We start from the raw sequence: 23,213 nt of genomic DNA on the forward strand, positions 1-23,213 counted from the left end.
TTAATATACCGCATTTTGCTATGAGTAACTTCTTGTTTTTCAACTATTTTCTAAATGCACCACGGGTTAATAAAGCGTAAAATAAACCGCTGGCACCGATGTGATTCGAGCTGCGGGCAAAAGTCCAGACCAGTATTCCGGTGATTACTGTGGCCAGAATTAAAACCCGTTTCGCCACTTTCGGATAGTTACCGAATAAGGCCACCGTGGTAAGAAACAAAGGCAATGTGTTGTTGATTAAATGTGACCAACCGGCGTGTAAAAAAGGCATGGTCAGTATCCCCAAAAGTCCTTCGGCTGTACGGGGTTTGTTACCATAATAGGCCAGATTGAACAGGGGTGAAATCAGAAAAACAAGCCACACAGCGGCCACCAGCCAGGCAGCCGTTCGAAAAGCTTTGGGCCATTGTCGCCAACGACTTTTGGCAAAATCGGGGTCTAAATGGGGTATTTTCATGGCTTGTTACGAACGTCCGGTTGGGCATAAAAATCCGGTTCATCTTGAGGTCGGGTTTTAAAGCGCTTATGTAGCCATAAATATTGTTCCGGTGCTTGTTTCACCATGTCTTCGATACCCCGATTAATGCGGTCGGTGTCATGTTGCGCGTCCCGGGAAGGGAAATTTTCTACCGGAGGTGAAATGTGCAATTGGTAAAAGGGGGCCTTATCGATCCGCTTGACACGGTAAAACAGCACGTTGGCGCCACTTAAGCGGGCCAGTTGATGGGTGGCGGTGATGGTGCTGGCCAGTACATCAAAAAAGGGTGAAAAAACCGAATGACCGCGGCGATAATCCTGATCCGGTGCGTACCAAACCACACCGCCTTTTTTCAGGTATTTCACGATACTTTTTAAACGGTCTCTGCTGAACATCTCTTTGGCGTAAGTGGTCCGTGCCCGGGTCACCACATATTCCATCACCGGGTTTTTGTGCGGTCGATAAACACCGGCCACCGGGAAGCGTTGGCATAAAGCACGTCCGCCGATATCCAGGGCGGTAAAGTGGCCACTGACCAGTAACACGCCCCGGTTATTGTCCAGGCATGCCTGCAAATAATGTTCACCCGCTATGGTTAATTGATTAAACAGGCGGTTGGAGCGGTGAAAAAAAGCGTATAAAGTTTGACTGACCATATAGCCGGTTTCTTTATAATTAGCTTTGATCAGTTTTGCCTGTTGTTGTTCAGTGAGTTGTGGAAAACAGGCCTGGACATTGCGGCGTATGACCCGTTTTCTGACATGAAAAACGGAGCCCATAAGCCAGCCCAGGAAGCCGCCGATGGCGCGCAGTCCACGATAGGGTAGTTGGGCGATTAGCCATAATAAAGCATAGACAAACCATGCCGGAAAGTAGCGCCAGAAAGAAGGTCTCATTGCGGTATTATGTGGCTAATTTGAGGCATTTAAAGGTATTATACGCAACTGTCACAATAAATGTTATCAAACATAAACCGTGACTTTTGCACCATGTGTCCATCAGTAAGTTAACCATAAAATAGCGCCTATGAATACAGAAACCCAAAAATCATCCCCCATCCGAACCTTTTTCGGCTTTTTCACCAAACCTTTTGTGCTGGTGGCTAATTTTACCCGGCATATATTATTGCTGCTGATTTTTATCTGGATTTTATGGCTTATTTTTGGCGGTCAGAAAATTCACGTCAGCGATAAAACTGCCCTGGTGCTGGCACCCAAAGGCTATATTGTCGACCAATATTCCGGTGATCCGGCCATGCACGCCATCCAAACCATCCAGGGCACACGGGTTCCGGAAACCCGAATGCGCGATATTATACGCAGTCTGGAGATGGCGGCCACGGATGACAGTATCACAGCTTTGGTGATTAATCCGGACGAATTATTGGGGGTGGGTCTGACCCACTTACGCGAAATCGCCGATGCGGTTGAGCGATTTAAACAAATCAGTGGCAAACCGGTGATTGCCATGGCCACCGCCTTGTCCCAATCGCAATATTACCTAGCCAGTCTGGCCGATGAAATTCTGATGGATCCGCAGGGATTTTTGTTTATCCAGGGTTTTGGCGGCTACCGAAATTATTTTAAAGAAGGTTTGGATAAACTCGGAGTGGATGTGCATTTGTTCCGCGTCGGTGAATATAAATCAGCCGCCGAACCTTATGTGCGCAACAGCATGTCTGAAGAAGCCAAAGAGGCCAACCTGCATTTTATGAATGACTTATGGCAGACATTTTTGTCGGATATTGCAAAGCGGCGTAACCTGTCTGTAACAAATTTGACCGAAATCATTGATGATCAGGCCAGCCGTTTACAAGCCCAACACGGTTCGGTGGCAGATATGGCCTTAGAAGCGGGCCTGGTCGATCGCATCATGAAACAACCCTTTATGCACAAACGGATTGCCGAAGTCAGTTCTTTTGATGATGAAGGTAACCACTTCAGAGGCATTGACTTTAAGGATTATCTGACACTGGATCTACCCGAAGTAAAATCCAATAAACAGGTGGCCGTGGTGGTGGCCGAAGGCGTGATTTTATCCGGTGAACAACCCGGTGGCACCATTGGCGGTGATTCCACATCAGCCTTACTGGAAAAAGCCCGCCTCAATAAAAACATCAAAGCGGTGGTGTTGCGGGTCAACAGCCCCGGCGGCGGGGTCTATCCCTCAGAGCAAATCAGGCGCCAAGTGGAAGCGCTGCAGGTGGCCGGCAAGCCGGTGGTGGTCTCAATGGCCAATGTGGCGGCATCCGGCGGCTATTGGATATCCATGACCGCAGACAGTATCTGGGCCAATGAAGGCACCATTACCGGTTCTATCGGTATCTATGGACTGCTGATGACCGTGCCCAAATTATTTGACAAACTGGGTATCCACTCAGACGGCGTCGGCACCACCGAATGGGTCGGGGCTTTTAATCCCGACCGACCCTTGGATCCTGAATTCGCCAAGCTGATTCAGTCCAATATTGAATATGGATACCAGCAATTTATCACGGCCGTGGCCATGGCCCGCGGCCTGGAAGTGTCCATGGTGGACCAAGTGGCACGTGGCCGGGTCTGGACCGCCAAACAAGCCAAAGACCTGGGTTTGGTGGATCATTTAGGTAACCTTAACCAGGCGGTGGCCGATGCGGCACAAAAAGCGGCTTTAGCGGATGACTATCAAGTGGTCTGGCTGGAAAAAGAACTGGGACTGTTTGAACAAATCATCACCGATCGCATCGCGCAGGCCGCCGCCTGGCTGGAACCGCATCAACTCAGCGGGCAGGCACAACTGCAGCGGTTGCTGTCGCCGATGATGGCAGACTTACAACTGGTCCTTAACCGACGTCCAGGGGAAGTGATTAAAATGGCCCATTGTTTATGTCAGCCTCCGACGCTTTAGTGGCCGCCATCAGACTTCAAATTGAGACGTTTTTATGCTATAATTGCGAATCCGTTGCTCAATGGAGGACGGAACTTTCGTGGTGCTCAACAGGTCTAACCGAGCATCAAATTCTTAAGATTACATGGGCTTAATAAAGCCATGTCAGACTTTGGAGTAAACTTATAATGACAACCACAACCCTTAAAAACTTACCCGTACCTTCTGTGACCGGTTCACTGGATGCCTACATCAGCACCGTTAACCAGATTCCAGTTCTGACTGTTGAAGAAGAACGTGATCTGGCCGACCGCGTCAGAGACCACAATGATTTAGAAGCCGCCCATTCGCTGGTGCTGTCACATCTCCGGTTTGTGGTGTATGTGGCCAAAGGCTATGCCGGCTATGGTCTGCCCGTGGGTGATTTGATTCAGGAAGGTAATATTGGCTTGATGAAAGCCATCAAACGATTTGATTCTGTTCATAAAGTACGGCTGGTTTCCTTTGCTGTGCATTGGATTCGCGCCGAAATTCACGAATATATTTTAAAAAACTGGCGTATTTTAAAAGTGGCCACCACAAAAGCGCATCGCAAACTGTTTTTTAATTTGCGTAAAAACAAAAAACGCCTTGGCTGGTTTACCCAGGATGAAGTCAATCGGGTTGCCGATGATCTGGATGTGAAGCCTGAAGTGGTGGTGGAAATGGAATCTCGGCTACATGGCCAGGACGTGTCCTTTGACTTACCCGGTGACGATGATGAAGATAACGCGTTTTCACCTCAGGCCTGGTTAACCCATAACAGCCCCTCACCGGAAGCCACCATGGTTAAGGACCGTGAATACGAGAAAAACCACAACGCTTTGTTTCAGGGGCTGGATAAGCTGGATGAACGTTCACTGGATATCATCACCAGCCGCTGGTTGGTGGATGACAAAGCCACATTACAGGAATTGGCTGATAAATATGATATTTCCGCTGAACGGGTGCGACAGTTAGAAGCCGCGGCTTTGAAAAAACTCAAAACTCAGATGGCCGCCTGATTTCTTCGACATTCTATATTCAAAAACCGCCTCCGGGCGGTTTTTTGTGTCTGTTTGTTTTGTCAGAAGCGCTACTTTCTTGATTCAAGTCAAACTTTTTAAAATAAATATGTGCTAATGTAATAGGTTTAAAGGTCTGATTGCCGATGCCTGACTATAAATCTTATCCTGTGTGGGACGCCGGAACCCGGTGGTTTCATTGGGTCAATTTTATCTGTGTTGTGGGCTTAAGTTTTATTGGTCTGATTATCTTAAATGGTGATTTTTTTCAACCGGCCACCCAGACCAAAATAAATCTCAAAGTTGTTCATGTTTGGATAGGTTATGTCTTCGCCTTGAACTTATTGTGGCGGATGGTTTGGGCTTTTTTCGGTAATCGCCATGCCCGTTGGCGAGCGATATTACCCGGTGGTCGTGGTTATTTTGCCGCTGTTCGAAGTTATATCGGATCCTTTATTAAAGGTAGCCCTGAATTCTATATTGGTCATAATCCAGTCGGTAAGATTGCGATTTTACTATTAATGCTGGCCTTAATCGTACAAGCAGTTACCGGCTTGGTATTGGCCGGCACCGATGTCTTTTATCCACCTTTAGGTGGTTATTTCGCCGATTGGATTGCGGCCGACGGTGTGACCCCTGCAGACATTCTGCCGTACGCACCGGAACTCTACAATGAAGCGGCTTATCAAAGTATGCGGGCATTTAGAAAACCGTTTATCACAGTGCATTTGTATAACTTTTATGTGTTAAGTGGATTGATTTTTTTGCATGTGTTCGCGGTTGTTATGAGTGAAATTAAAGGCGAAGGCGATATTATATCAGCCATGTTCAGTGGTCGAAAAATCAGTGAACAGCAACCCAAAGATCAAGTGAGAGAGAAAACAAATGAATAAATTAATAAAATTAGTGTTTTTACTATTGGCGGTAACAACCTTACAAGCTGAAACTAAAACTGATCAGGCTGTCGGTAGTCAATTACCGGACTCGATACGCAGTCTGCTGATTGAGGAAATGCAGGCCATTAACGAAGGCATGGCAAAAATACTGACCGGACTGGTGGGTGCTGATTATGCGCTGGTGGCGCAGCAGGCGCAAGCCATTCATGACAGTTTTATTATGGCGCAGAAAATAACCGATGAACAAAGACAGGTTCTTAAACAAACATTACCAGCGGCCTTTATTGAAAAGGACAAGGCCTTTCATCAATTAAGCGCTCAGTTGGCTGAAGCCGCCCGAGCCGGCAACACAGAACAGCAGTTACAGTTGTATCAATCCATGCAGGCAGCCTGTGTGGCCTGTCACCAACAGCACGCCACTGATCGGTTCCCTAACTTTTTGAAATAATATAATGAACGGAGGATTTTATGCGAATAAAAACATCACTGCTTTGGCTCAGCAGTCTTTTTTTAATACTGACACTGACTATTTCACAAGCCGAGGAAAATAAAACCATGCGTACACAAAAAAACGATGATTATATGCCAAGCCTCATCACCGACACCCCTTTAGAGGGCCGGATGTTGGCCATTACCATGGTGCGTAAAACCATCGGCGCCATTCAGCAAGATGGCGACATTAAAAAAGCCGTGCGCAAGGAATACCAGGATGATGCAGCTTTATTAATGCGTGCCGCGGAGTTGGTGGCGATAGAATTTAAAACCATCGCCATCGCTAACAATTACTGGCGAGATAAACAAGAGAAATAAAAAAATGGCGCTGAAATTAATGTGTTTTCAGCGCCTTTATTTGTTCTTAAATTTTAAAGTTAATAGAATTTCCGGGTTTAATTGAATTCTTGGGTGCGGTTTTCGCCGTCAATGATGACTTTGCCGGAACCGGCGCTTTTAATGTCTAATGAACCGCCTAAGGCGTCAATATAAATGTCACCCGATCCATCTTCAATGACGGCAGCGCCGTTGACTTCTGCCAGTGTAATATCGCCGGAACCGTCGTCAATATCAACATCGCCTGAACTATTTTTTACAGTGATGTCGCCCGACCCATCTTCAATTTCTTTATGGCCGTTAACCCGGTTGAGTGTGATATCACCGGAACCATCATCAATGTCAACCGTTCCCTGGCTGTCTGTGATGCTGATTGGACCGGAGCCGTCTTCAATTTCGATGCTGCCTTTGGCACGGTTAATTGTTATGCCGCCGGAGCCGTCATCGATGTCGATGTGATTGCTAACCTGGCTGATTTCGATATCGCCGGAGCCATCTTCAATCTCCAAAAGACCCGTTAAACCAATAACGCGAATGGCACCACTGCCATCATCAATATCGACATCGAGATCGGCAGGAATTTGAATGTCGAGGTGAATTTGAATCTCCGGATTTTTACGCAGATTCGGTTTGTTGTGTCCGCGTAGAACCGCATATTCGCTTTCCCGATCCAGGGCAAAAACCATATCCCGCTCGAAAACCTCTTTAAAACGTTCCATCGAGCGGTATTTTTTTGATTCAATGGTGGCATTGACCTGAATGTCCTGACCATCGTAACTGCTGATGTCGATTTCACCGGCACCATTAATCACATCCAGTGCGCTGATGCGGTCTGTGGATAGGTTAAGATTTTCCTGAAAAGACAGTTTTTCAGCCATTGCTGTGCCACTGAATAAGGCCAGAAGAATGAGAAATTTGTACATTGTGATACTCCCAAATCAATTATTTTAGCGTAATTGGGTCATGTTTTCACAGTGCCTGAAGTCATGCGTTGTTCAATGGCGCCTATGTTACTGTCAATATCGGCATAATCAGGATCCTTAATGTTGGCAATCCAGCCATACCATAAATGACAATCTCGTTGGATTTGATGAAAGGTTAATAAACTGTGGTTGATACAACCCAGACCAATGCGCGACACCATCACCACCGGTAAGCCAATGGCAATGGCCAAATCTTTGAGCATCAGGGTGTCTGATAAGGGCACGCACCAGCCACCTACACCTTCCACCAAAACCCGATCCACCTGTTGATGCAATTGTTTAAACTGTTTTAGGCAGTCGGCTAAAGCAAAGCTTTGATTAATATCAGCGATGTGCGGTGAAGCCGGTTTGTCATACAAATAAGGGTTGATTTCGCCGGCTGTTTGACCGGTGACGGCGGCCAGCTTAAGGGCATCTTCGCTCACCCGTTGGCCTTTATGGCTGATGGCACCGGTGGCAATGGGTTTAAAAGCCGCCACCGAATAGCCCTGTTGCTGCCAGGCCCGCACAATCTCACAAGACACATGGGTTTTACCGGCATCGGTATCGGTGGCCGTGATAAAACACGACGGTAATTGACCGTAATCAGTGATGCGCATGGTAATCAAGTGCCAGTTGTTCATATTGATGCACGGTGAGGGTTTCGGGACGCTGTTGCGGGTCAATATCCAGCGAAATTAAAGTGTCATCACTAAACCATTTTTTCAAATTATTGCGGATGGTTTTTCTGCGTTGGGCAAAGGCTTGTTTAACAATAAACTCAAGACTGGCTAAGTCAACATCAGTCGGCTTTGGTTTTGGAATCAGCTCAATGAGTTGAGAATCCACTTTTGGAATCGGTTGAAAAGCCTCTGGCGGCACCGTCAGTGACTCAAAACAATCAAAACGGTGTTGCAACATCACCGACAAACGGCCAAAGGCTTTGACGCCGGGCGACGAACAAATTCGCTGCACCAATTCCTTTTGCAACATAAAAACAGCCCGATCGATACGTGACGACTGTTTCATCAAATGAACCAGCAAAGGTGATGAAATGTTATACGGCAAGTTACCGACCACCACATAAGGCCCCTTATCTAACTGTAGCTGCAAAGCATCCTGATGATAAATGGAAACATGCGGTTTGTCGTTGAAGCGCTGTGTTAACGGACCGATTAAATCCGCATCAAATTCAATCAAGGTTAAAGGCACATTCGCCATCGCCAGATGATCTGTGAGGGCACCGGTACCGGGACCAATTTCAATCATGTGTTGGGCTTGCTGTGGTCTGATGAGTTGGATAATTTGCGCAATGATGGACTCATCCCGCAAAAAATTCTGACCCAGGCTTTTTTTAGCACGCATGTTTTTGTTGTTGCTTGACGCAGTGGCGCGCCAGGTTAATTGCGGCTTTTAAACTACCGGCATCGGCGATACCGCGACCGGCAATATCCAGCGCGGTACCATGATCAACACTGGTGCGAATAATGGGCAACCCTAAGGTTATATTCACCGATTCCCCGAAACCGGCATACTTCAGCGGTGCCAGACCCTGGTCATGGTACATGGCCAAAATGGCATCATAATTTTTTACCTGGTTAGGTGTAAACAGGGTATCGGCGGGTATCGGTCCGCTCAATTGATAACCTTGTTGCCGCAGATCTTCTAATGCCGGGGTAATAACTTCAACTTCCTCATGACCCAAATGACCACCTTCACCGGCGTGAGGATTAAGGCCACAAATAGCGACGTGCGGATCTTGTACACCAAATTTTTGTTGTAAATCATGGTGTAGAATACGGATGACCGATTTGATTTTATCCCCGGTGATGGCCTGCGCAACTTCTTTGAGCGGTAAATGGGTGGTCATCAATGCCACTTTCATCACCTGATTTAACAACATCATCACCACTTGCGGGGTATGGGTGAGTTCAGCTAAATATTCGGTGTGCCCTGAAAAAGGTATGCCGGCATCGTTGATCACAGCTTTATGAATCGGGTTGGTGATCATGGCATCATAACGACCGGACAAACAACCCAGAGCAGCGGTTTTAATGGTGTTTAAAACATAGCCCGCATTGGCGGTGTTAAGCCGGCCAAGTTCATTTGGCTCGGACAGATAAACAGCTTCAATGCGGTCCGTTGGAAAATGGGGTAAATAGGACTGAATGAGCCCGGGATCACCAACAAGTACACAATCAGCCAGTTCATGCTTTAATTGGGCGAGTAATTCAATTCCGATACCGGCGGGCTCGCCCAGTGTCACAGCCAGCTTCATACAATTTAAAGTCGGATATCCACAAAAGCTTCTCCACGAATTTCTCGCACCCAGGTTTCGATGGTTTGTTGCATTTTACGTTCGCGGATGGCCTGTTCAGCTTGCTGACGTTTATATTCTTCGGTGACATCGGCTTGCTTTTTGTCGAGTAACTTAACAATATGCCAGCCGGCATCGGTCTGAAACGGACTGGACATTTCATTGATGTCTAAATTTTCTACCACAGCACCCATGCGCGCACCCAATTCACTGGTGGCTCGCCAGCCCATATCACCACCCAGGGGGGCTGAATTAAAATCATCAGAATGTTCTTCGGCGAGTGCCGCAAAGTCTGCACCGTTTTGTAACTGACTGTATAAATCGTTGATAATTTTCATGCCGTCTTTGGCAGAAACAATTTCATCGCTGGCGATCATAATGTGTTGGACCTTATATTGATCCACCATTTTGGTGGTTTTGTCACGTTTGTCCACCAGTTTAATCAAATGAAAACCACTGGCAGAGCGCAATGGCCGGGTAATTTCACCCACCGTCATCGATTTGACCTGTTCTGAAAACATGGGCGGCAGCTGATTCACCGGACGCCAGCCTAAACGGCCACCCTCGAGTGCTTTTTGACCGTCCGAATATTGTGTGGCAATCACTGCGAAATCGGCGCCATCAAGCAACTGCTGACGCAAATCATCAACCAAAGCACGTTTGGCTTCAACGGTGGTTTCATCGGCACCTTCGGGAACCGCAATCAGCAGATGCTGAATATCCACTTCACCCTGATCAAGTTCATTGTCTGCCAGAAACAAATCAACTTCATGGTCACTGACTTTCACCATCGAGTTTGCATAGGCATAACGCACCCGCTCAGTGATCATGTCTTTGCGCATATCGTCCCGAAAATCACTGAAATTAAAACCATCTTTTTCAATGGTTTCTCGCATCTGTGTCAGGGTGATACCGTTTTGACGAGCGATATTGGTTAAGGTGGCATCCACTTCCGCATCAGATACCCGGATACCCACTTGTTCAGCCCGTTGGAGTTGAACTTTCTGTACAATCAATTTCTCCAAAACCTGTTTATTTAACACATCAGCGGGCGGTAAGGGATTGCCGGTGGCTTCAATTTGTTTTTTAATGGATTCCACAGAACGTTCTAATTCTGAACGCATAATCACCGAATCATCCACCACGGCCACAATGTCATCTAAAAACTGATCTGCTTGTGCCCAAGGCGATAAAATTAATAAGAGATAAAATAGTTTTTTCATAATTAAAAAGTTTCTTGATATCCTAAAATGGATTGTTGTAACAATTCTCTCGGGTCTCTACCTAAAGAACCCAAGCCGTTTAATTGTATTTCTGCATAAATACCATTATTGGTCAATCCGGTCTCATCCACCAGATAATGGCGGGCCACCAGGCGAAAGGCCCAGCAACAGCTTTTGTGCTCATACCCGAATAAGGCTTCAATGGTTTTATGGCTTCGGGTCGAATAATTCCAGCGGGCAATGATTCGATGGCGCTGGTTAAGAGGTATGACAGCCGAAGCGTCAAACTGTTCAATTTTAGAACGTCTAAACCGGTAGGCCAGATTGTAAAGTCCACTGTTATCAGTTTTGTGCTGAATGCGAAATAAACCGCGCTCCAATTGTGATTCGTTTTCATTGTAATGGAGCGATAAGCCTGCTGACCAGTAGCGGGACAAAAATAAATTATAGTCAAAAATAATCGGCGACTGGGTGATGGTCTGGGGTGCGTCGTTTATCTGGACTTTTTGATCTTCAAAATAATTAATTTGACCAATGGTCCAGTTCCAACGCTCCTGCCCGCCGGCATCATAACTGCGCTGGGTCAAAGCCAAAGAGGCCTGGTTCATATCGGACTGGCGATCGGCACCGGAAAAACGGTTGGTCTGAAACAACAAAGCGCTGCCAAAACTCAGTTCGCGGCTGTCAAAAATCGGGATGTCGGACTGATCACGGTAAGGCACATAGGTGTAAAACAACCTCGGCTCAATGGTTTTGTAGGCGCCTTCTGATTGATTTTTTTGAAAAACAAGGCCCGAATCAACAGAAACAATGGGTAAATTCCGTTGAATATCTGGGCGATTATCGTCAAATTGATATCGGGTGCTGCGGTATTGAAGTTTGGGTTTTAAATACCCCCACGAAGTGGTCCATTGTTTTTCAAACCACGGCGTTATGTCAGATCGCCACGCACCGATGGCATCTTGTTTATAGAAATTAATCAGTTCAGACTGCAATCCATAACTGAATTGCTCTTGGTATCGGCTTTTAAACCAGTCAAAACTGATTTCCGGCAGGGTTCGATACGGCTCTTTGTCAGCTGTGACTTGCTCACTGAGCACATCGTATTCATTAATGCCGGCAAAAAACTGCCAGGTGGGTGATGAGCCGCGAACACTCATTTGACTCATCAGATAAGGCTTAGATGTGATGTAAGCACTGGATGAAAAATCCTCATAATAGCGGCTGTCAGAAACGGACTGAAGGTGGCTGTCAAATCGCCAGCCATCATTGAATAGTGTGCTGTGACGGTAATCGATTAAACTGCGATCGCGCAAGCGTTTATCATCGTTGGGCAGATAACTGCCCTCAAAAACACCGCGACTGCGATCGGTTAAATATCGGTATTGTGTACCCAACATAACACCATGATCGGCAATATATCGCGGTGTCAGGGTCATGTCCATATTGGGCTTAATATTGATGTAATAAGGCATCGACAAATCAAGGCCGGTGGTGTTTGAATAAGAAACTCCCGGCACCAAAAAACCACTGCGACGATCATCATTGATCGGCAGTTTTGCATAGGGCAGATACAAAACCGGTATATCTTTGATGCGCAAAGTCATATGTCTAAAAGTACCCACACCCTCGCTGTGGTTCAAATCGGCCTGTTCAGCCCGCACTTCCCAGTCCCGTTTTGCCGGTGAACAAGTGGAAAAGGTCACTGCCTGTAAATGGGATTGGTTATCTCCGATTTTCATGTAATCGGCCTGACCGTTCATGTCTGAATCAATCAAAAAATAATTAACCTCGCGCAGTTCTGCTTGTTCAGTAACGGTATTCATGGAGATGGACATGGCCGATAAGCGCTGGGATTTGTTCTGTAACTGAACAATACCCCTGGTCTGCACAGTCGAATCCCGGTGGTTATAAATCAGCGCCGGTGTCAGCAAACTGAGGTCATTTTGTTTCACGCACACATCACCGCTGATTAAAAACCGATGGTCATCAAGCGGTTTTTTTTCACGGGCATCAAGACGTATTTTGCCGTCATAAACAGGTTCATCGAAACAAGCCCGATGCTTCTCATTCAATGGCATGTCTATCAACGGACAACCATTGACCTGGGCATCAGCTGTCACCGACAGAATCGTTAATAAAAGTGCAAAATTAAAATGTGAATTAGGCAATCGTCTTCCGGTTTGAAAAAATGAGATATTTTATGATTTACTTTGGCAGTGGGCTATTTTAATATGGTTAGCACCAAATGTCCGTAGTGGATGGATTATTTTTTAAATTGGCTTAATTCATGCATTGTTTAAAATGAAGTTGATATCTCTGCACAGGTCAAGATATCAGTGCATGAAATTAAGTCATCACAATAACAAGAGGTTACTATTATGGCAGGAAAATTTTGTATCACCAAAGGCAAAGACGGTAAAGATTACTTTGTACTCAAAGCAGGCAACGGTGAAGTTATTTTACAATCGCAAGGTTACAAATCATCCGATGGTTGTATGAACGGTATTGAATCGGTAAAAAAACATGCCGCAAATGAGGCCAATTTTGAATGCAGGGAAGCTAAAGACGGGCGCATGTATTTTGTTCTTAAAGCCAGCAACGGCCAGGAAATCGGTCGCTCCCAGATGTATAAATCCGAAAGCGGCTGCATGAACGGCATCGCTTCTGTGGCTAAAAATGCCCAGGATTCAAGCACTGTGGATGAGCGCGAAGACACTTAGTACCGGCGCATTACTTAGAGATAAAGGCATTTTGGTTCACCAAGATGCCTTTTTTATGAATAGAGACCTAAGACTTCTGCATATGTTATGAATCATTGGTTTGAGCATGAAGACATGTGGCGTATTTTTTATGACTGCATGTTTGATGAAGACAGTTTTATCCGTGCCGGCAAAGAGTGTAAAAACATTCTTAAATTATGTGCTACACCGGCGACCTCCGTATTGGATTTAGGCTGTGGACCGGGTCGTCATATTATGGGCTTTGCGCGTGCCGGATTAAGCGTAACCGGAGTGGATTTAAGCGCTTATTTATTGAATCAGGCTGCCCATCATGTAGAGCAAGAAAATTTGGATGCGACTTTGGTACAGGCTGACCTATTGGCATATGCACCACAACAACAGTTTGACTTAATCACCAATCTGTTTTCTTCTTTTGGCTATTATGATGATTCAAAAGACAACCAAAAAATATTAAACCATGCTTTTCAATGGCTCAAACCGGCAGGATGTTTTGTGCTGGATGTGTTTTCCAAAGAACAAGCCGCCATGCACATTGAACCGGTGCATTGTACTGAGTATGACAATGGCGATGTGCGTTTTGAACGCCCTTTGTTGACCGATAATTTATCGGTGTACAGCAATGAATGGATTTTGGTGCGTGGGAATCGGGCCTATCGGTGGGCTTATCAGCATTATGTTTACAGTGCCTGTGAGTTAACCACAATGCTTGAACGTGCGGGGTTTTCAGACATTCAGGTATATGGTTCATTTGAAGGTACTGATTATGATATGGCGGCCGAACGGCTGGTGATGGTGGCACACAAACCGTAAGCACACAGAGCGTTTCTTGCTCTGTGTGCTTAACAAACACCTTTATGAAGATGATTTTTGAAATAAATGGATATCCCGTTGCGGATACGGGAAGCTGCAGCCACCGGCTTCAATGTTATGCTTAATCTGTTCCAGTAATTCTGCGCGAACTGGCCAGTAATCGTCAGAACTGACCCAGGGACGCACGGTGAAGTTAATACTCGAATCTGCCAGTTCATTGAGCATCACTTTGGGTTCTGGATCACTGAGCACTTTGTCGTGCGCGGTGAGGGTATCGAGCAAAATTTGTTTGGCTTTTTTAATGTCATCGTCATAACTGACACCAATCACCAAATCAATCCGGCGGGTGTCTTTGGCCGAATAGTTGACAATTACATCATTAATAATCTGGCTGTTGGGAATGATTAAATTTTTATTATCGGTGGTGCGCAGGTAACTGCTGAATAATTTAATTTCCTTGACCGTACCGCTGACATCCGCCACATCGACAAAATCACCGATACGAAACGGTCTGAACATCACCAACATAATACCGGCGGCAAAATTTGCCAGTGAATCTTTGAGTGCCAGACCAATGGCCAATCCCGCGGCACCCACCACGGCAATCAGTGACGTGGTCTGAAAGCCCAGCTGGGTCAGTGCCATAATAATCACCAGTGCCAGCAACAGATAATAAACAATCTTACTGACAAAACTTGAGAGAATCTGATCACCATGAGAACGGGTCACAGCCTTGGAACTGATGTTCGACATCCAGCGGGCTATTTTTTTACCAATCCAGTAAATCAAAATAGCCAACACAATGCCTTTAACGATGGGCAATATGGTTTCGGGATTGTTGATTAAATCAATCAGGTAATTTTTGGTTTCGGTTAAAAAATCAACATTTTCAGCAGCTTGTTCTTCTTGCATGCAAGGACTCCAGTGATTGAAAAAAATCTATTCTAACAAAAACAAGGGTAAAAATAAGATGAATGAATTATTCCTGCAAAAAGTCAAGGGTCAGTTCTTTGGCTTCACGGTTATTGAGTAACCCCATATGGGAAGTGTGTACCACCTTGTGGGCATCCAGCCAGTCGGCGCGGGTTTCACTTAAAGCCACGGTGCCGTCATGGCGGCTATTCCAGTGCGCGATAAAGCGGCCCAGACCGTATGGCGAATCACCTGCAATCATCATGGTTTCGCGTTTTTTTAGCGGGATTTTAATGCCTGTGGACAACGGTTGGGCGGCGTGTTTTAACAGGGCTTTGTCCCAACCGAGTTGATGCAGTTTTTGGGCCACTTTGGAGCCGTTAATCGGTGAACCAATCAACAACAATTTACCCGGTTTAGTCAGTTTAGGCAGTGCTTCAATGGCCAAAATACCACCCATGGAATGCACCACCAGATGAATCACATCTTCAGGTCGTGAGTTGATAAATGCCGCCAGTCGATTGATGTTAAAATCAAAACTTCTGAGGGTGGTTTTGTACCCAAACAGATAAACTTTATAACCCTGATCTTCTAAAAAATGGCGGTAACCTATCCAGGTCCAGGGTTTCATCCACAGACCATGCACCAGAACAACGGCTTGTGAGGCTGACTTATTCATCAACCTCCGGTAAGCGGGTTTGGATATGAACATCAGCCAGTTGACGGCTATCAATATCTGACGGTGCCTCGGTGAGCGGACAAGCACCGCTGGCGGTTTTGGGGAAGGCAATCACTTCACGGATGGAATCTTCACCACACATCAAAGCCGCCATGCGGTCAACACCAAAGGCGATGCCGCCCATAGGCGGACAGCCATAATCCAGCGCATCCAGTAAAAATCCAAACTTTTCACGGGCTTGCTCGGCACTGATATCCAACAGCTCAAAAACCGCTGACTGTACATCAGACTGGTGGATACGAATAGAGCCGCCACCGAGTTCAACCCCGTTGAGCACCATATCATAGGCTTTGGACAGGGCGACATCGGGTGCAGCTTTTAAGGCATTAATGTCACAGGCCGGTGCAGTGAACGGATGGTGTAAAGCATCCCAGCGTTTTTCATCGGCATTGTATTCAAACATCGGAAAATCCACCACCCACAATGGTCGCCATTCAGCGGCCATCCGGTTGGTGTCTTCACCGATCTTAAGCCGCAGAGCACCCATGTACTGAGACACATCTTCATATTTGCCGGCACCGAAAAACAGCAAATCGCCGTCTTCTGCAGCCGTTAAGTGGATGATTTTTGCCAATGCTTCGTCATTTAAGAACTTCACAATCGGTGACTGCAGGCCGTCACGACCGGCGGCTTTGTCATTGACTTTAATCCAGGCCAGTCCGCGTGCACCATAGCGTTTGACAAAAGGCTCATAATCATCAATTTGTTTACGGGTGAAATTTTGACCGCCTTGCGGCACTTTTAGCACCGCCACCCGTCCGTTGGCATCATTGGCCGGTGCCGAAAAGACCTTGAATTCAGTTTCTTTAACCGCTTCAGCAATGTCCACCAGCTCTAAATCAATGCGCAAATCGGGTTTGTCAGAACCATAACGGCGCATGGTTTCGGCGTAGGTCATGCGCGGAAAAGGATTGGGTAAATCAATATCCAGCACTTCTTTAAAAGTGCTGCGAATCAATTCTTCGGCGGTATTGAGAACGTCTTCCTGTTCCACAAAGGCCATTTCCACATCCAACTGGGTGAACTCCGGTTGTCGGTCGGCACGTAAATCTTCATCACGAAAACAGCGGGCAATTTGATAATAGCGATCCATGCCGGACATCATCAATAATTGCTTAAACAGTTGGGGTGACTGCGGCATGGCGTAAAACTGCCCAGGATGCATTCTGGCCGGCACCAGAAAATCACGCGCGCCTTCAGGGGTGGCTTTGGTCAAAATCGGGGTTTCAATATCCAGAAAGTCTCGCTGATGTAAATGTTGGCGTAAAGCATGGGTTAAGCGAGAACGCAGTCGCATATTGTGCTGCATTTTGCCCCGGCGCAAATCCAGATAGCGGTATTTTAAGCGCACTTGCTCACCGGCTTGTTCGTCCAGCATAAAGGGTAAGGCTTTGGCCTCGTTTAACACTTCATACTGATCCACCACCACTTCAATCCGGCCACTGGCCAGCCGCTCATTAGCCTGACCTTCAGGGCGTTTACGCACAGTGCCGGTGACCCGCAGGCAATATTCATATCGGGCGTCATCGGCAATCTGAAAAGCCGCCTGATTATCCGGTTCCACCACCACCTGTAATAAACCGGTGTGGTCACGTAAATCAATAAAAATCACGCCACCGTGATCCCGACGTTTGTCAACCCAACCGCAAACTTCCACCGGTTGATCTAACATCTGCTCTGTGACTTGGCTGCAATATTGGCTGCGCATGGTACTATGTCCTGATTTTAAAGACCGGCGTTTTGGTGGCCGATCAAGTGAGAAAAAACGGCTCATTTTACCTTATCATATGGGCCAGCACAGCCTTTTATGGTTTGTAAGCGTGAAAAAGACACCCAAAAAAGTGACCGTCTTCACAATTTGTGCTGATTTTGGGTTAAGCTAACATTCAAAGGCTTGTTTTATAATAGCGGTGTTGTCGATTTATTTGGGGAAAACCATGAAAAAGAAATTTGGTCATTATGAAGTGGTCTCGGAACTCGGACGTGGCGGTATGGGGGTGGTTTATAAAGCTTTTGAACCGACCTTAAATCGCTATGTGGCGATTAAAGCACTGGGTGAACATTTGCTCAATGACGAGGATTTGATTGAGCGTTTTACCCGCGAAGCCAAAAGCATGGCGGCCATTAATCACCCCAATGTGATCCAGGTCTATTACATCGGCAAAGAAGACAAACAGCCGTTTTTTGCCATGGAATTCTTAGAAGGTATTTCATTGGACGAATTACTCACCGGCAAACGTATTTTACATGTCAATGACGCCAAAAATATACTCCGTCAGGCCTGTGCCGGACTCAGTGAAGCCCATAAACATGATCTGGTACACCGTGACATTAAACCGGCCAATTTGATGATCTGCACCGATGGCTCGGTGAAGGTGGTGGATTTCGGCATTGCTCAGACCCGTGAATACGGTGATAAACTCACCAATACCGGCGAATTTGTCGGCACGCCGGGTTATTTATCCCCTGAGGTATGCACCGGGCAGGAAGTGGACAAGCGCTCGGATATTTTTGCCTTGGGTATTGTGTTTTATGAAATGCTGGCAGGCAAAGTGCCCTTTGAAAATGACAGTCCCCTGGGGCTGATGCTGGAAGTGGTGCAATCTGAAATTCCCGATATCCGCGGTATTAATAAAAAAGTGGACAAGAAAACCCACTACATCCTTGAAAAAATGATTGCCAAAAACCCTCAGGAACGCTTTCAGGATTGTGCTGAAATCATACAACAACTGGGTCCGGTGGGGGATGTGTCGGATTTAAAAACCATCAAAAGTCAGTCCATGCAAGCAGCGGTTCAGCCCAAAAAAATATCACAACAAGTCACTCAGCAGGCTGCACAAACTTTGGCCAACGCCGCGCCCACAGCGCCCAATAACCAACGTGCGCATGACCACAAATCCGGCTGGATCTGGAAAGTGGCGGTGGTGGTTTTGGTGCTGGCTGGTGGTGTGGTGTTGGCGGTACAACAAGGCTACTTGCCCAACCCACTGAATAAGCCTGCCACGCCGGTCAATGCCTTGATGTCTGATAGCCAGAAACCCATGACGCTGGCTGATGTGCCGCTGAAATCAGAGGCTGAATTACAGGCCATCAGTGACGACATGAACAAAGACCAAACAACTGCTGAGGCACAAAACAAACAATCGCAAGCAAGCAGTGGTGGTTTATTGTCCTGGGGCGCCCAATTACTGGCCGGTTCGGATGAACAAGCGGATAACGACAATCAAGACAGCGCGCAACAGCCTGAAGATAATCTGCAGCTTGCTGCGGTTGATTCACCCGCAAACAATGCCGGTATTGAAGGTCAAATAGAGCATTCGAGCCTCAATCAAACACAGGGGACAGCATCAACAATCGAAGATTCATCGCTCAATCAGTCTGTGGATAATACGAACACTGAAAATCTGATCGCTAAAGTTGAAGTACCAGGCAAAACCGTGGCCCAACAGGCGCAAGAAAAAACCAAACAAAAACCGGTCATTAAACGCGATAAAGGCGTGGCCGTGTTGGTATTCGGTGACCCTGCGGTAGCAAATCCGATCAAAAAGATCATCGAGTCAGAACTCAAATCTGCCGGTTTAAAAGTTATGAACGAACAGTTTGTACCGGGTTTGTCCCAGTCCATGCATCAGGGTGTTGATATGGCTGATATCCGACAACGTCTGGACCGTTATGGCGGTCAGCAAATGGTGGTGGCCAATGTCAACTTTGTCGGCGAGCAGATGCTTGAATACTATGGTCGCCAGTCTGTGCTGGTGAATGCACAGCTGGATGTGGACAGTTATGATGTGGTCACAGGCGATGCCTTGGGCAGCGGCTATGGCAGCGAGCTGAAATACACCAGTCTCAATGCCACCCAAAATGCCCAGGATGCGGTGATGGGTTTTGTTGATCGCCTAAAAGACGATCTGAAAAGAGGTCAATGAAAAAACGGGTATTGTTGCTGTCGGCCTATGACGCCGAATCCCATCGTTACTGGCACCAGAACCTGAGTCGACATCTTGACAATATTGAATGGCATATATTATCGCTGAATGACCGCTTTTTCAGTTGGCGCATGGCTGCCAATGCCCTCATTTTTAAAAACCTGCACGACGCGCGGTTACAACAAAAATACGATTTGCTGATTGCCACCTCAATGACCGATTTAACGGCTGTTCGTGGCTTTTACCCACATTTAGCATCTATACCGAATCTTTTATACTTTCATGAGAATCAATTTGCCTACCCGCACAACCCCCGACAAACCGGAATCGCAGAGGTGTGTTTAAAAAACCTGACGGCAGCCTATTTGGCCGATGAACTGGTGTTTAACAGCGCCTACAACCGCCGCAGCTTTTTTGACGGTGCGTTGCAGTTTTTAAAAAAAATGCCCGATGGTGTGCCGAGAAATTTTCTCACAGCGCTGCGCGCAAAAAGCCGGCTGTTGCCGGTGCCGATTGCTGATGACTGTCAACCCCTTAAAACGCCATTCAAATCAGATGCACTACAGGTGGTCTGGAACCACCGCTGGGAACATGACAAAGGGCCTGAAACCCTTTTGGCCTTAATACGATTAAGTCACGACCTGCCCATCAAATTTCACATTCTGGGTCGCGCCTTTAAAAAAATTCCAAAAGCCATGCAAACCATCAAGGACAAACATGCCAATCAATGCTTAACCCTGGGTTATGTGGACAATCGGGCGGACTACATCCATGTTTTACAGCACGCCGATGTGGTGCTATCCACCGCAGATCATGATTTTCAGGGTGTTGCCATGCTCGAAGCGGTGGCTTGTGGTTGTCGGCCTTTGGCGCCCAATCACCTGGTCTATCCGGATTTATATCCGCCAGAAAATTTATACCCGGTAATACCTGCTGAACCTGAGAAACAAGCCCGGGCTATTTTTGCCAAGCTACAACAGGCCTGTGAACTAAAGGCGGTCAGTCATAATCTTAGCTGGCGGCATTGCCACGATAATTATCGCCAATGGATTAAACAATGGTTGTGAATAAGTACTTTGGGTTAATGATTGGCTGGCTGATGGTGGTCACTGTTTGGCTGTTATCGCTGATGCCTTTATCCGTACCTATGGATAGCGTTCAAGGTGGAGACAAGTTGGGTCATTTACTGGCTTATTTTAGTATGACCTTTTGGTTTTTGCATTTGGCTTATAACAGGTGGCTGGTGGTGAGTTTATTTATCATAATGGGACTTGTTATAGAAATCTTGCAAAGCCTCACCGGTTACCGGTATTTCGAGTGGATGGATTTACTGGCCAATACGGTTGGTGTATTGATTGCCTGTGCTGTCTTTTTGCTTGCCGGGCTGCGATTAAAGTTTCTGTTGGTAAAATAGTGGTTCAGCGATAATGACCTGCGCGTCTGATTTGACTACAATAACCCTTTTGCACTGAGTCTTTTATGCCATCTGTCGATATCATTGTACCGGTTTATAACGAACAGGATGTCTTGGACGTATTCCGACAGCGGATGAATGAAGTCATGTCACAACTGGACATTGACTGGCGGGTGTTGTTTGTGGATGATGGCTCTGATGACAACAGTCTGCATAAAATGCAAGAACTACACGCCGCCGATGGTCGTTACGGCTACTTATCGTTAAGCCGTAATTTTGGAAAAGAACAGGCGCTGACCGCCGGCCTGGATCATGCCGATGGCGATGCGGTGATAGTGATTGATGTGGATTTACAGGACCCACCGGAATTAATCCCCGATATGATAGCCGCCTGGCATGAGGGCTATGATGTGGTCTATGCCACGCGTAAGCAACGCCAGGGCGAATCCTGGGCAAAAAAAACCACCGCCAATTGGTTCTACCGCATTTTAAACACCATGAGCGACACCTCAATTCCCAAAGATACCGGTGATTTTCGACTAATGTCCAAAAAAGCCTACCGTGCGGTGGGCCAGTTGCGCGAACGTAACCGCTTTATGAAAGGCTTATTCGCCTGGGTCGGTTACAAACAAAAACAAATTTTCTTTGAACGTGAACCGCGTGCCGCCGGTCAAACCAAATGGAATTACAATAAACTCTGGCGCTTTGCCATCGACGGCATCACCTCCTTCAGTTATTTACCACTGCGCTTTGCCACCTGGATTGGCATGATGGTGGCGACCTTTGCGTTTATTTATGGTTTGGTAATTATTGTCAAAACCTTGATTTTGGGTGCCGATGTCCCCGGTTATCCGTCCTTAATGGTGGTCATTCTGTTCCTCGGCGGCATCCAGCTGACAGCTTTGGGCATTATCGGCGAATACCTCGGCCGTATGTTTAACGAAACCAAACAGCGCCCCTTATATCTTGTGGATGACTATCAACCACCTGGTTTTGATAAATAAGTTTATTTTTCAGCGCACAGTAATAGTTGCGGCCCACCCAAATAAGCATACTTCTTTGACCAATAGACGAGCCCATAAGCATCACTAAATCCCAAGGATTTAAGGGTATTTAATAAATCCCAGCCAAACGTGTAATAACTTAAGCTGCCTTCTTTTGACATCGGGTTGCCGTGGTATTCCGGCTCAACATGAAACACCGTTTCATTGTTGTCATTAATGGATGCCCGCACCAAAGTTTCATCTGCATTGACATCAAAAGGTACAGAGAACAGTAATTTACCTGTGGGTTTTAGAACACGAAGAATTTCTGTTAAGCCTTGCTTGAAATCAGGAATGTGCTCAAAACAATCAAAGGACAACGCATAATCAAATTGTTCATTGGCGTATTCCAAGTGGGTTAAGTCTTGATGATTGAGCCGACGAGGAAATAATTTGAGTTTAAAGCGAATAATATTTCGCCAAGTACTGGCAGTAACAAATTCACTGCCCACGGTATTTGGGTACTTTTTAATCAGCCATTTGAACAAAGTGCTCAGCTGTTCGGTGAGATAAATGGCATCTTTTTTGTGTGGTCGACAAAATTGCTCAAAAACATGGATGGCGCCACGAATTCTGTTGTTGAATTGGGTTTTCTGACAAACCAAACGTTCTCGTAAATTAGGCTGGCCTTGGTGTTGATACAGATTATCCACTAAAAACCGGCTGTTACTTTGTACCGGCCAACTAAAACCATCAATATACATGTCATCCTGTTTTGTAAGTGTTTTAAAAATTGACTGTTCTACTTTCTTGAGTTTTTTTAGCTGGATGACGTTATCATTTAGCAATTGTCGATAGGCTTGCTGTGAGCTGATTTGAAACATTGACATGGATTTTGATGGCATGATATTTTGAACGTCAGGATGTGGTTTTGGCGATAATAGCTTATTGCAATACAACTTAGTAAACAAATATTAAAGGTCAGGACCGAGGTTACAAAGAAGTTTAAATAACCTACAATATCAAATACCTATATTAACACAAATATAAATGTCACTTATGAGTCTGCAATT

At 46.2% G+C, this 23,213-nt stretch carries 23 protein-coding genes; 11 read left to right on the forward strand and 12 right to left on the reverse strand.

The genetic code is table 11. The features are described from left to right. Positions 1-43: 43 nt before the first annotated feature. Together IEV16_RS11545 and lpxL are read right to left on the reverse strand one after the other, a co-directional pair. Positions 44-457, reverse strand: a complete 414-nt coding sequence (locus tag IEV16_RS11545; RefSeq protein ID WP_188365870.1) for a rhomboid family intramembrane serine protease — start codon at positions 455-457, stop codon at positions 44-46. After that, positions 454-1,374, reverse strand: a complete 921-nt coding sequence (gene lpxL, locus IEV16_RS11550; protein ID WP_188365871.1) for an LpxL/LpxP family Kdo(2)-lipid IV(A) lauroyl/palmitoleoyl acyltransferase — start codon at positions 1,372-1,374, stop codon at positions 454-456. The genes IEV16_RS11545 and lpxL overlap by 4 nt, the downstream gene beginning before the upstream one ends. A gap of 130 nt (positions 1,375-1,504) precedes the next feature. On the opposite strand from lpxL, the gene sppA reads away from it, so the two are divergent. The 5 genes from sppA (at position 1,505) to IEV16_RS11575 (ending at position 6,092) form a co-directional block, all read left to right on the forward strand. Then, positions 1,505-3,364 carry a signal peptide peptidase SppA gene (gene sppA, locus IEV16_RS11555; protein WP_188365872.1) on the forward strand — a complete coding sequence of 620 codons (1,860 nt, stop codon included), beginning with the start codon at positions 1,505-1,507 and terminating at the stop codon, positions 3,362-3,364. 167 nt (positions 3,365-3,531) lie between these two features. Next, positions 3,532-4,386, forward strand: coding sequence for an RNA polymerase sigma factor RpoH (gene rpoH / locus IEV16_RS11560; RefSeq protein WP_188365873.1), 855 nt, complete (start codon positions 3,532-3,534; stop codon positions 4,384-4,386). A 146-nt stretch (positions 4,387-4,532) separates the two neighbouring features. After that, entirely contained in the window at positions 4,533-5,279 is a 747-nt protein-coding gene (locus IEV16_RS11565) for a cytochrome b/b6 domain-containing protein (protein ID WP_188365874.1), read from the forward strand. Continuing rightward, entirely contained in the window at positions 5,272-5,730 is a 459-nt protein-coding gene (locus IEV16_RS11570; RefSeq protein ID WP_188365875.1) for a cytochrome c, read from the forward strand. The genes IEV16_RS11565 and IEV16_RS11570 overlap by 8 nt, the downstream gene beginning before the upstream one ends. 20 nt (positions 5,731-5,750) lie before the next feature. Next, positions 5,751-6,092 (forward strand): hexameric tyrosine-coordinated heme protein, encoded by a 342-nt coding sequence (locus IEV16_RS11575; RefSeq protein WP_229728341.1) that lies wholly within the window; start codon positions 5,751-5,753, stop codon positions 6,090-6,092. 77 nt (positions 6,093-6,169) lie between these two features. On the opposite strand, the gene IEV16_RS11580 is transcribed toward IEV16_RS11575, so the two are convergent. Genes IEV16_RS11580 through IEV16_RS11605 form a run of 6 tightly spaced genes read right to left on the reverse strand, consistent with a single transcriptional unit; the run spans position 6,170 to position 12,783 of the window. Next, a complete protein-coding gene (locus tag IEV16_RS11580) occupies positions 6,170-7,033 on the reverse strand; it encodes a DUF4097 family beta strand repeat-containing protein (protein ID WP_188365876.1) in 864 nt (287 codons plus the stop codon). A gap of 38 nt (positions 7,034-7,071) precedes the next feature. After that, entirely contained in the window at positions 7,072-7,716 is a 645-nt protein-coding gene (bioD, locus tag IEV16_RS11585; protein WP_188365877.1) for a dethiobiotin synthase, read from the reverse strand. Next, positions 7,679-8,437, reverse strand: coding sequence for a 16S rRNA (adenine(1518)-N(6)/adenine(1519)-N(6))-dimethyltransferase RsmA (gene rsmA, locus IEV16_RS11590; RefSeq protein ID WP_188365878.1), 759 nt, complete (start codon positions 8,435-8,437; stop codon positions 7,679-7,681). The genes bioD and rsmA overlap by 38 nt, the downstream gene beginning before the upstream one ends. Then, positions 8,427-9,350 (reverse strand): 4-hydroxythreonine-4-phosphate dehydrogenase PdxA, encoded by a 924-nt coding sequence (gene pdxA / locus IEV16_RS11595; RefSeq protein ID WP_188365879.1) that lies wholly within the window; start codon positions 9,348-9,350, stop codon positions 8,427-8,429. Before pdxA ends, rsmA begins: the two co-directional genes overlap by 11 nt. A gap of 5 nt (positions 9,351-9,355) precedes the next feature. Then, complete coding sequence (locus tag IEV16_RS11600; protein ID WP_188365880.1) at positions 9,356-10,612, reverse strand: peptidylprolyl isomerase; 1,257 nt, start codon at positions 10,610-10,612, stop codon at positions 9,356-9,358. Between the two features lie 2 nt (positions 10,613-10,614). After that, positions 10,615-12,783, reverse strand: a complete 2,169-nt coding sequence (locus tag IEV16_RS11605) for an LPS-assembly protein LptD (RefSeq protein ID WP_188365881.1) — start codon at positions 12,781-12,783, stop codon at positions 10,615-10,617. A gap of 210 nt (positions 12,784-12,993) precedes the next feature. Here IEV16_RS11605 and IEV16_RS11610 point away from each other — a divergent pair, with 210 nt between their 5' ends. Both IEV16_RS11610 and IEV16_RS11615 read left to right on the forward strand, forming a co-directional pair. Continuing rightward, the gene (locus IEV16_RS11610) at positions 12,994-13,335 is read left to right on the forward strand and encodes a YegP family protein (RefSeq protein ID WP_188365882.1); all 342 of its coding nucleotides are present in this window, start codon (positions 12,994-12,996) and stop codon (positions 13,333-13,335) included. A gap of 87 nt (positions 13,336-13,422) precedes the next feature. Beyond that, positions 13,423-14,166 carry a class I SAM-dependent methyltransferase gene (locus IEV16_RS11615; protein ID WP_188365883.1) on the forward strand — a complete coding sequence of 248 codons (744 nt, stop codon included), beginning with the start codon at positions 13,423-13,425 and terminating at the stop codon, positions 14,164-14,166. Positions 14,167-14,208: 42 nt separating this feature from the next. On the opposite strand, the gene IEV16_RS11620 is transcribed toward IEV16_RS11615, so the two are convergent. From IEV16_RS11620 to aspS, 3 genes are all read right to left on the reverse strand, one after another. Beyond that, on the reverse strand, positions 14,209-15,078 hold the full coding sequence (locus tag IEV16_RS11620; protein WP_188365884.1) for a mechanosensitive ion channel family protein: 870 nt from the start codon (positions 15,076-15,078) through the stop codon (positions 14,209-14,211). A gap of 67 nt (positions 15,079-15,145) precedes the next feature. Then, entirely contained in the window at positions 15,146-15,757 is a 612-nt protein-coding gene (locus IEV16_RS11625) for an esterase/lipase family protein (protein ID WP_188365885.1), read from the reverse strand. Next, a complete protein-coding gene (gene aspS, locus IEV16_RS11630) occupies positions 15,750-17,525 on the reverse strand; it encodes an aspartate--tRNA ligase (RefSeq protein WP_188365886.1) in 1,776 nt (591 codons plus the stop codon). Before aspS ends, IEV16_RS11625 begins: the two co-directional genes overlap by 8 nt. Positions 17,526-17,754: 229 nt before the next feature. Here aspS and IEV16_RS11635 point away from each other — a divergent pair, with 229 nt between their 5' ends. The 4 genes from IEV16_RS11635 to IEV16_RS11650 all read left to right on the forward strand — a co-directional run bounded on the left by IEV16_RS11635 (position 17,755) and on the right by IEV16_RS11650 (position 22,161). Continuing rightward, entirely contained in the window at positions 17,755-19,743 is a 1,989-nt protein-coding gene (locus IEV16_RS11635; protein ID WP_188365887.1) for a serine/threonine-protein kinase, read from the forward strand. Next, on the forward strand, positions 19,740-20,810 hold the full coding sequence (locus IEV16_RS11640; protein WP_188365888.1) for a tRNA-queuosine alpha-mannosyltransferase domain-containing protein: 1,071 nt from the start codon (positions 19,740-19,742) through the stop codon (positions 20,808-20,810). The genes IEV16_RS11635 and IEV16_RS11640 overlap by 4 nt, the downstream gene beginning before the upstream one ends. Continuing rightward, the gene (locus IEV16_RS11645; RefSeq protein WP_188365889.1) at positions 20,801-21,157 is read left to right on the forward strand and encodes a VanZ family protein; all 357 of its coding nucleotides are present in this window, start codon (positions 20,801-20,803) and stop codon (positions 21,155-21,157) included. The genes IEV16_RS11640 and IEV16_RS11645 overlap by 10 nt, the downstream gene beginning before the upstream one ends. Positions 21,158-21,222: 65 nt before the next feature. Continuing rightward, positions 21,223-22,161 (forward strand): glycosyltransferase, encoded by a 939-nt coding sequence (locus tag IEV16_RS11650; protein ID WP_188365890.1) that lies wholly within the window; start codon positions 21,223-21,225, stop codon positions 22,159-22,161. Between the two features lie 2 nt (positions 22,162-22,163). Here the strand turns inward: IEV16_RS11650 and IEV16_RS11655 are convergent, their stop codons facing one another. Further along, positions 22,164-23,045 carry a class I SAM-dependent methyltransferase gene (locus tag IEV16_RS11655; RefSeq protein WP_188365891.1) on the reverse strand — a complete coding sequence of 294 codons (882 nt, stop codon included), beginning with the start codon at positions 23,043-23,045 and terminating at the stop codon, positions 22,164-22,166. Between the last annotated feature and the right edge of the window lie 168 nt (positions 23,046-23,213).

The organism is Marinicella pacifica (genome assembly GCF_014636635.1).
GTDB lineage: Bacteria > Pseudomonadota > Gammaproteobacteria > Xanthomonadales > Marinicellaceae > Marinicella > Marinicella pacifica.

Coding starts and splice junctions, on each gene's coding strand:
- IEV16_RS11575 (WP_229728341.1), top strand. CDS start 5,751: ATGCGAATAAAAACATCACTGCTTTGGCTCAGCAGTCTTTTTTTAATA.
- lpxL (WP_188365871.1), bottom strand. CDS start 1,374: ATGAGACCTTCTTTCTGGCGCTACTTTCCGGCATGGTTTGTCTATGCT.
- IEV16_RS11600 (WP_188365880.1), bottom strand. CDS start 10,612: ATGAAAAAACTATTTTATCTCTTATTAATTTTATCGCCTTGGGCACAA.
- IEV16_RS11615 (WP_188365883.1), top strand. CDS start 13,423: ATGAATCATTGGTTTGAGCATGAAGACATGTGGCGTATTTTTTATGAC.
- pdxA (WP_188365879.1), bottom strand. CDS start 9,350: ATGAAGCTGGCTGTGACACTGGGCGAGCCCGCCGGTATCGGAATTGAA.
- IEV16_RS11565 (WP_188365874.1), top strand. CDS start 4,533: ATGCCTGACTATAAATCTTATCCTGTGTGGGACGCCGGAACCCGGTGG.
- IEV16_RS11545 (WP_188365870.1), bottom strand. CDS start 457: ATGAAAATACCCCATTTAGACCCCGATTTTGCCAAAAGTCGTTGGCGA.
- IEV16_RS11635 (WP_188365887.1), top strand. CDS start 17,755: ATGAAAAAGAAATTTGGTCATTATGAAGTGGTCTCGGAACTCGGACGT.
- sppA (WP_188365872.1), top strand. CDS start 1,505: ATGAATACAGAAACCCAAAAATCATCCCCCATCCGAACCTTTTTCGGC.
- IEV16_RS11645 (WP_188365889.1), top strand. CDS start 20,801: ATGGTTGTGAATAAGTACTTTGGGTTAATGATTGGCTGGCTGATGGTG.
- bioD (WP_188365877.1), bottom strand. CDS start 7,716: ATGAACAACTGGCACTTGATTACCATGCGCATCACTGATTACGGTCAA.
- IEV16_RS11610 (WP_188365882.1), top strand. CDS start 12,994: ATGGCAGGAAAATTTTGTATCACCAAAGGCAAAGACGGTAAAGATTAC.
- IEV16_RS11640 (WP_188365888.1), top strand. CDS start 19,740: ATGAAAAAACGGGTATTGTTGCTGTCGGCCTATGACGCCGAATCCCAT.
- IEV16_RS11655 (WP_188365891.1), bottom strand. CDS start 23,045: ATGCCATCAAAATCCATGTCAATGTTTCAAATCAGCTCACAGCAAGCC.
- IEV16_RS11625 (WP_188365885.1), bottom strand. CDS start 15,757: ATGAATAAGTCAGCCTCACAAGCCGTTGTTCTGGTGCATGGTCTGTGG.
- IEV16_RS11580 (WP_188365876.1), bottom strand. CDS start 7,033: ATGTACAAATTTCTCATTCTTCTGGCCTTATTCAGTGGCACAGCAATG.
- IEV16_RS11650 (WP_188365890.1), top strand. CDS start 21,223: ATGCCATCTGTCGATATCATTGTACCGGTTTATAACGAACAGGATGTC.
- aspS (WP_188365886.1), bottom strand. CDS start 17,525: ATGCGCAGCCAATATTGCAGCCAAGTCACAGAGCAGATGTTAGATCAA.
- IEV16_RS11570 (WP_188365875.1), top strand. CDS start 5,272: ATGAATAAATTAATAAAATTAGTGTTTTTACTATTGGCGGTAACAACC.
- rpoH (WP_188365873.1), top strand. CDS start 3,532: ATGACAACCACAACCCTTAAAAACTTACCCGTACCTTCTGTGACCGGT.
- rsmA (WP_188365878.1), bottom strand. CDS start 8,437: ATGCGTGCTAAAAAAAGCCTGGGTCAGAATTTTTTGCGGGATGAGTCC.
- IEV16_RS11620 (WP_188365884.1), bottom strand. CDS start 15,078: ATGCAAGAAGAACAAGCTGCTGAAAATGTTGATTTTTTAACCGAAACC.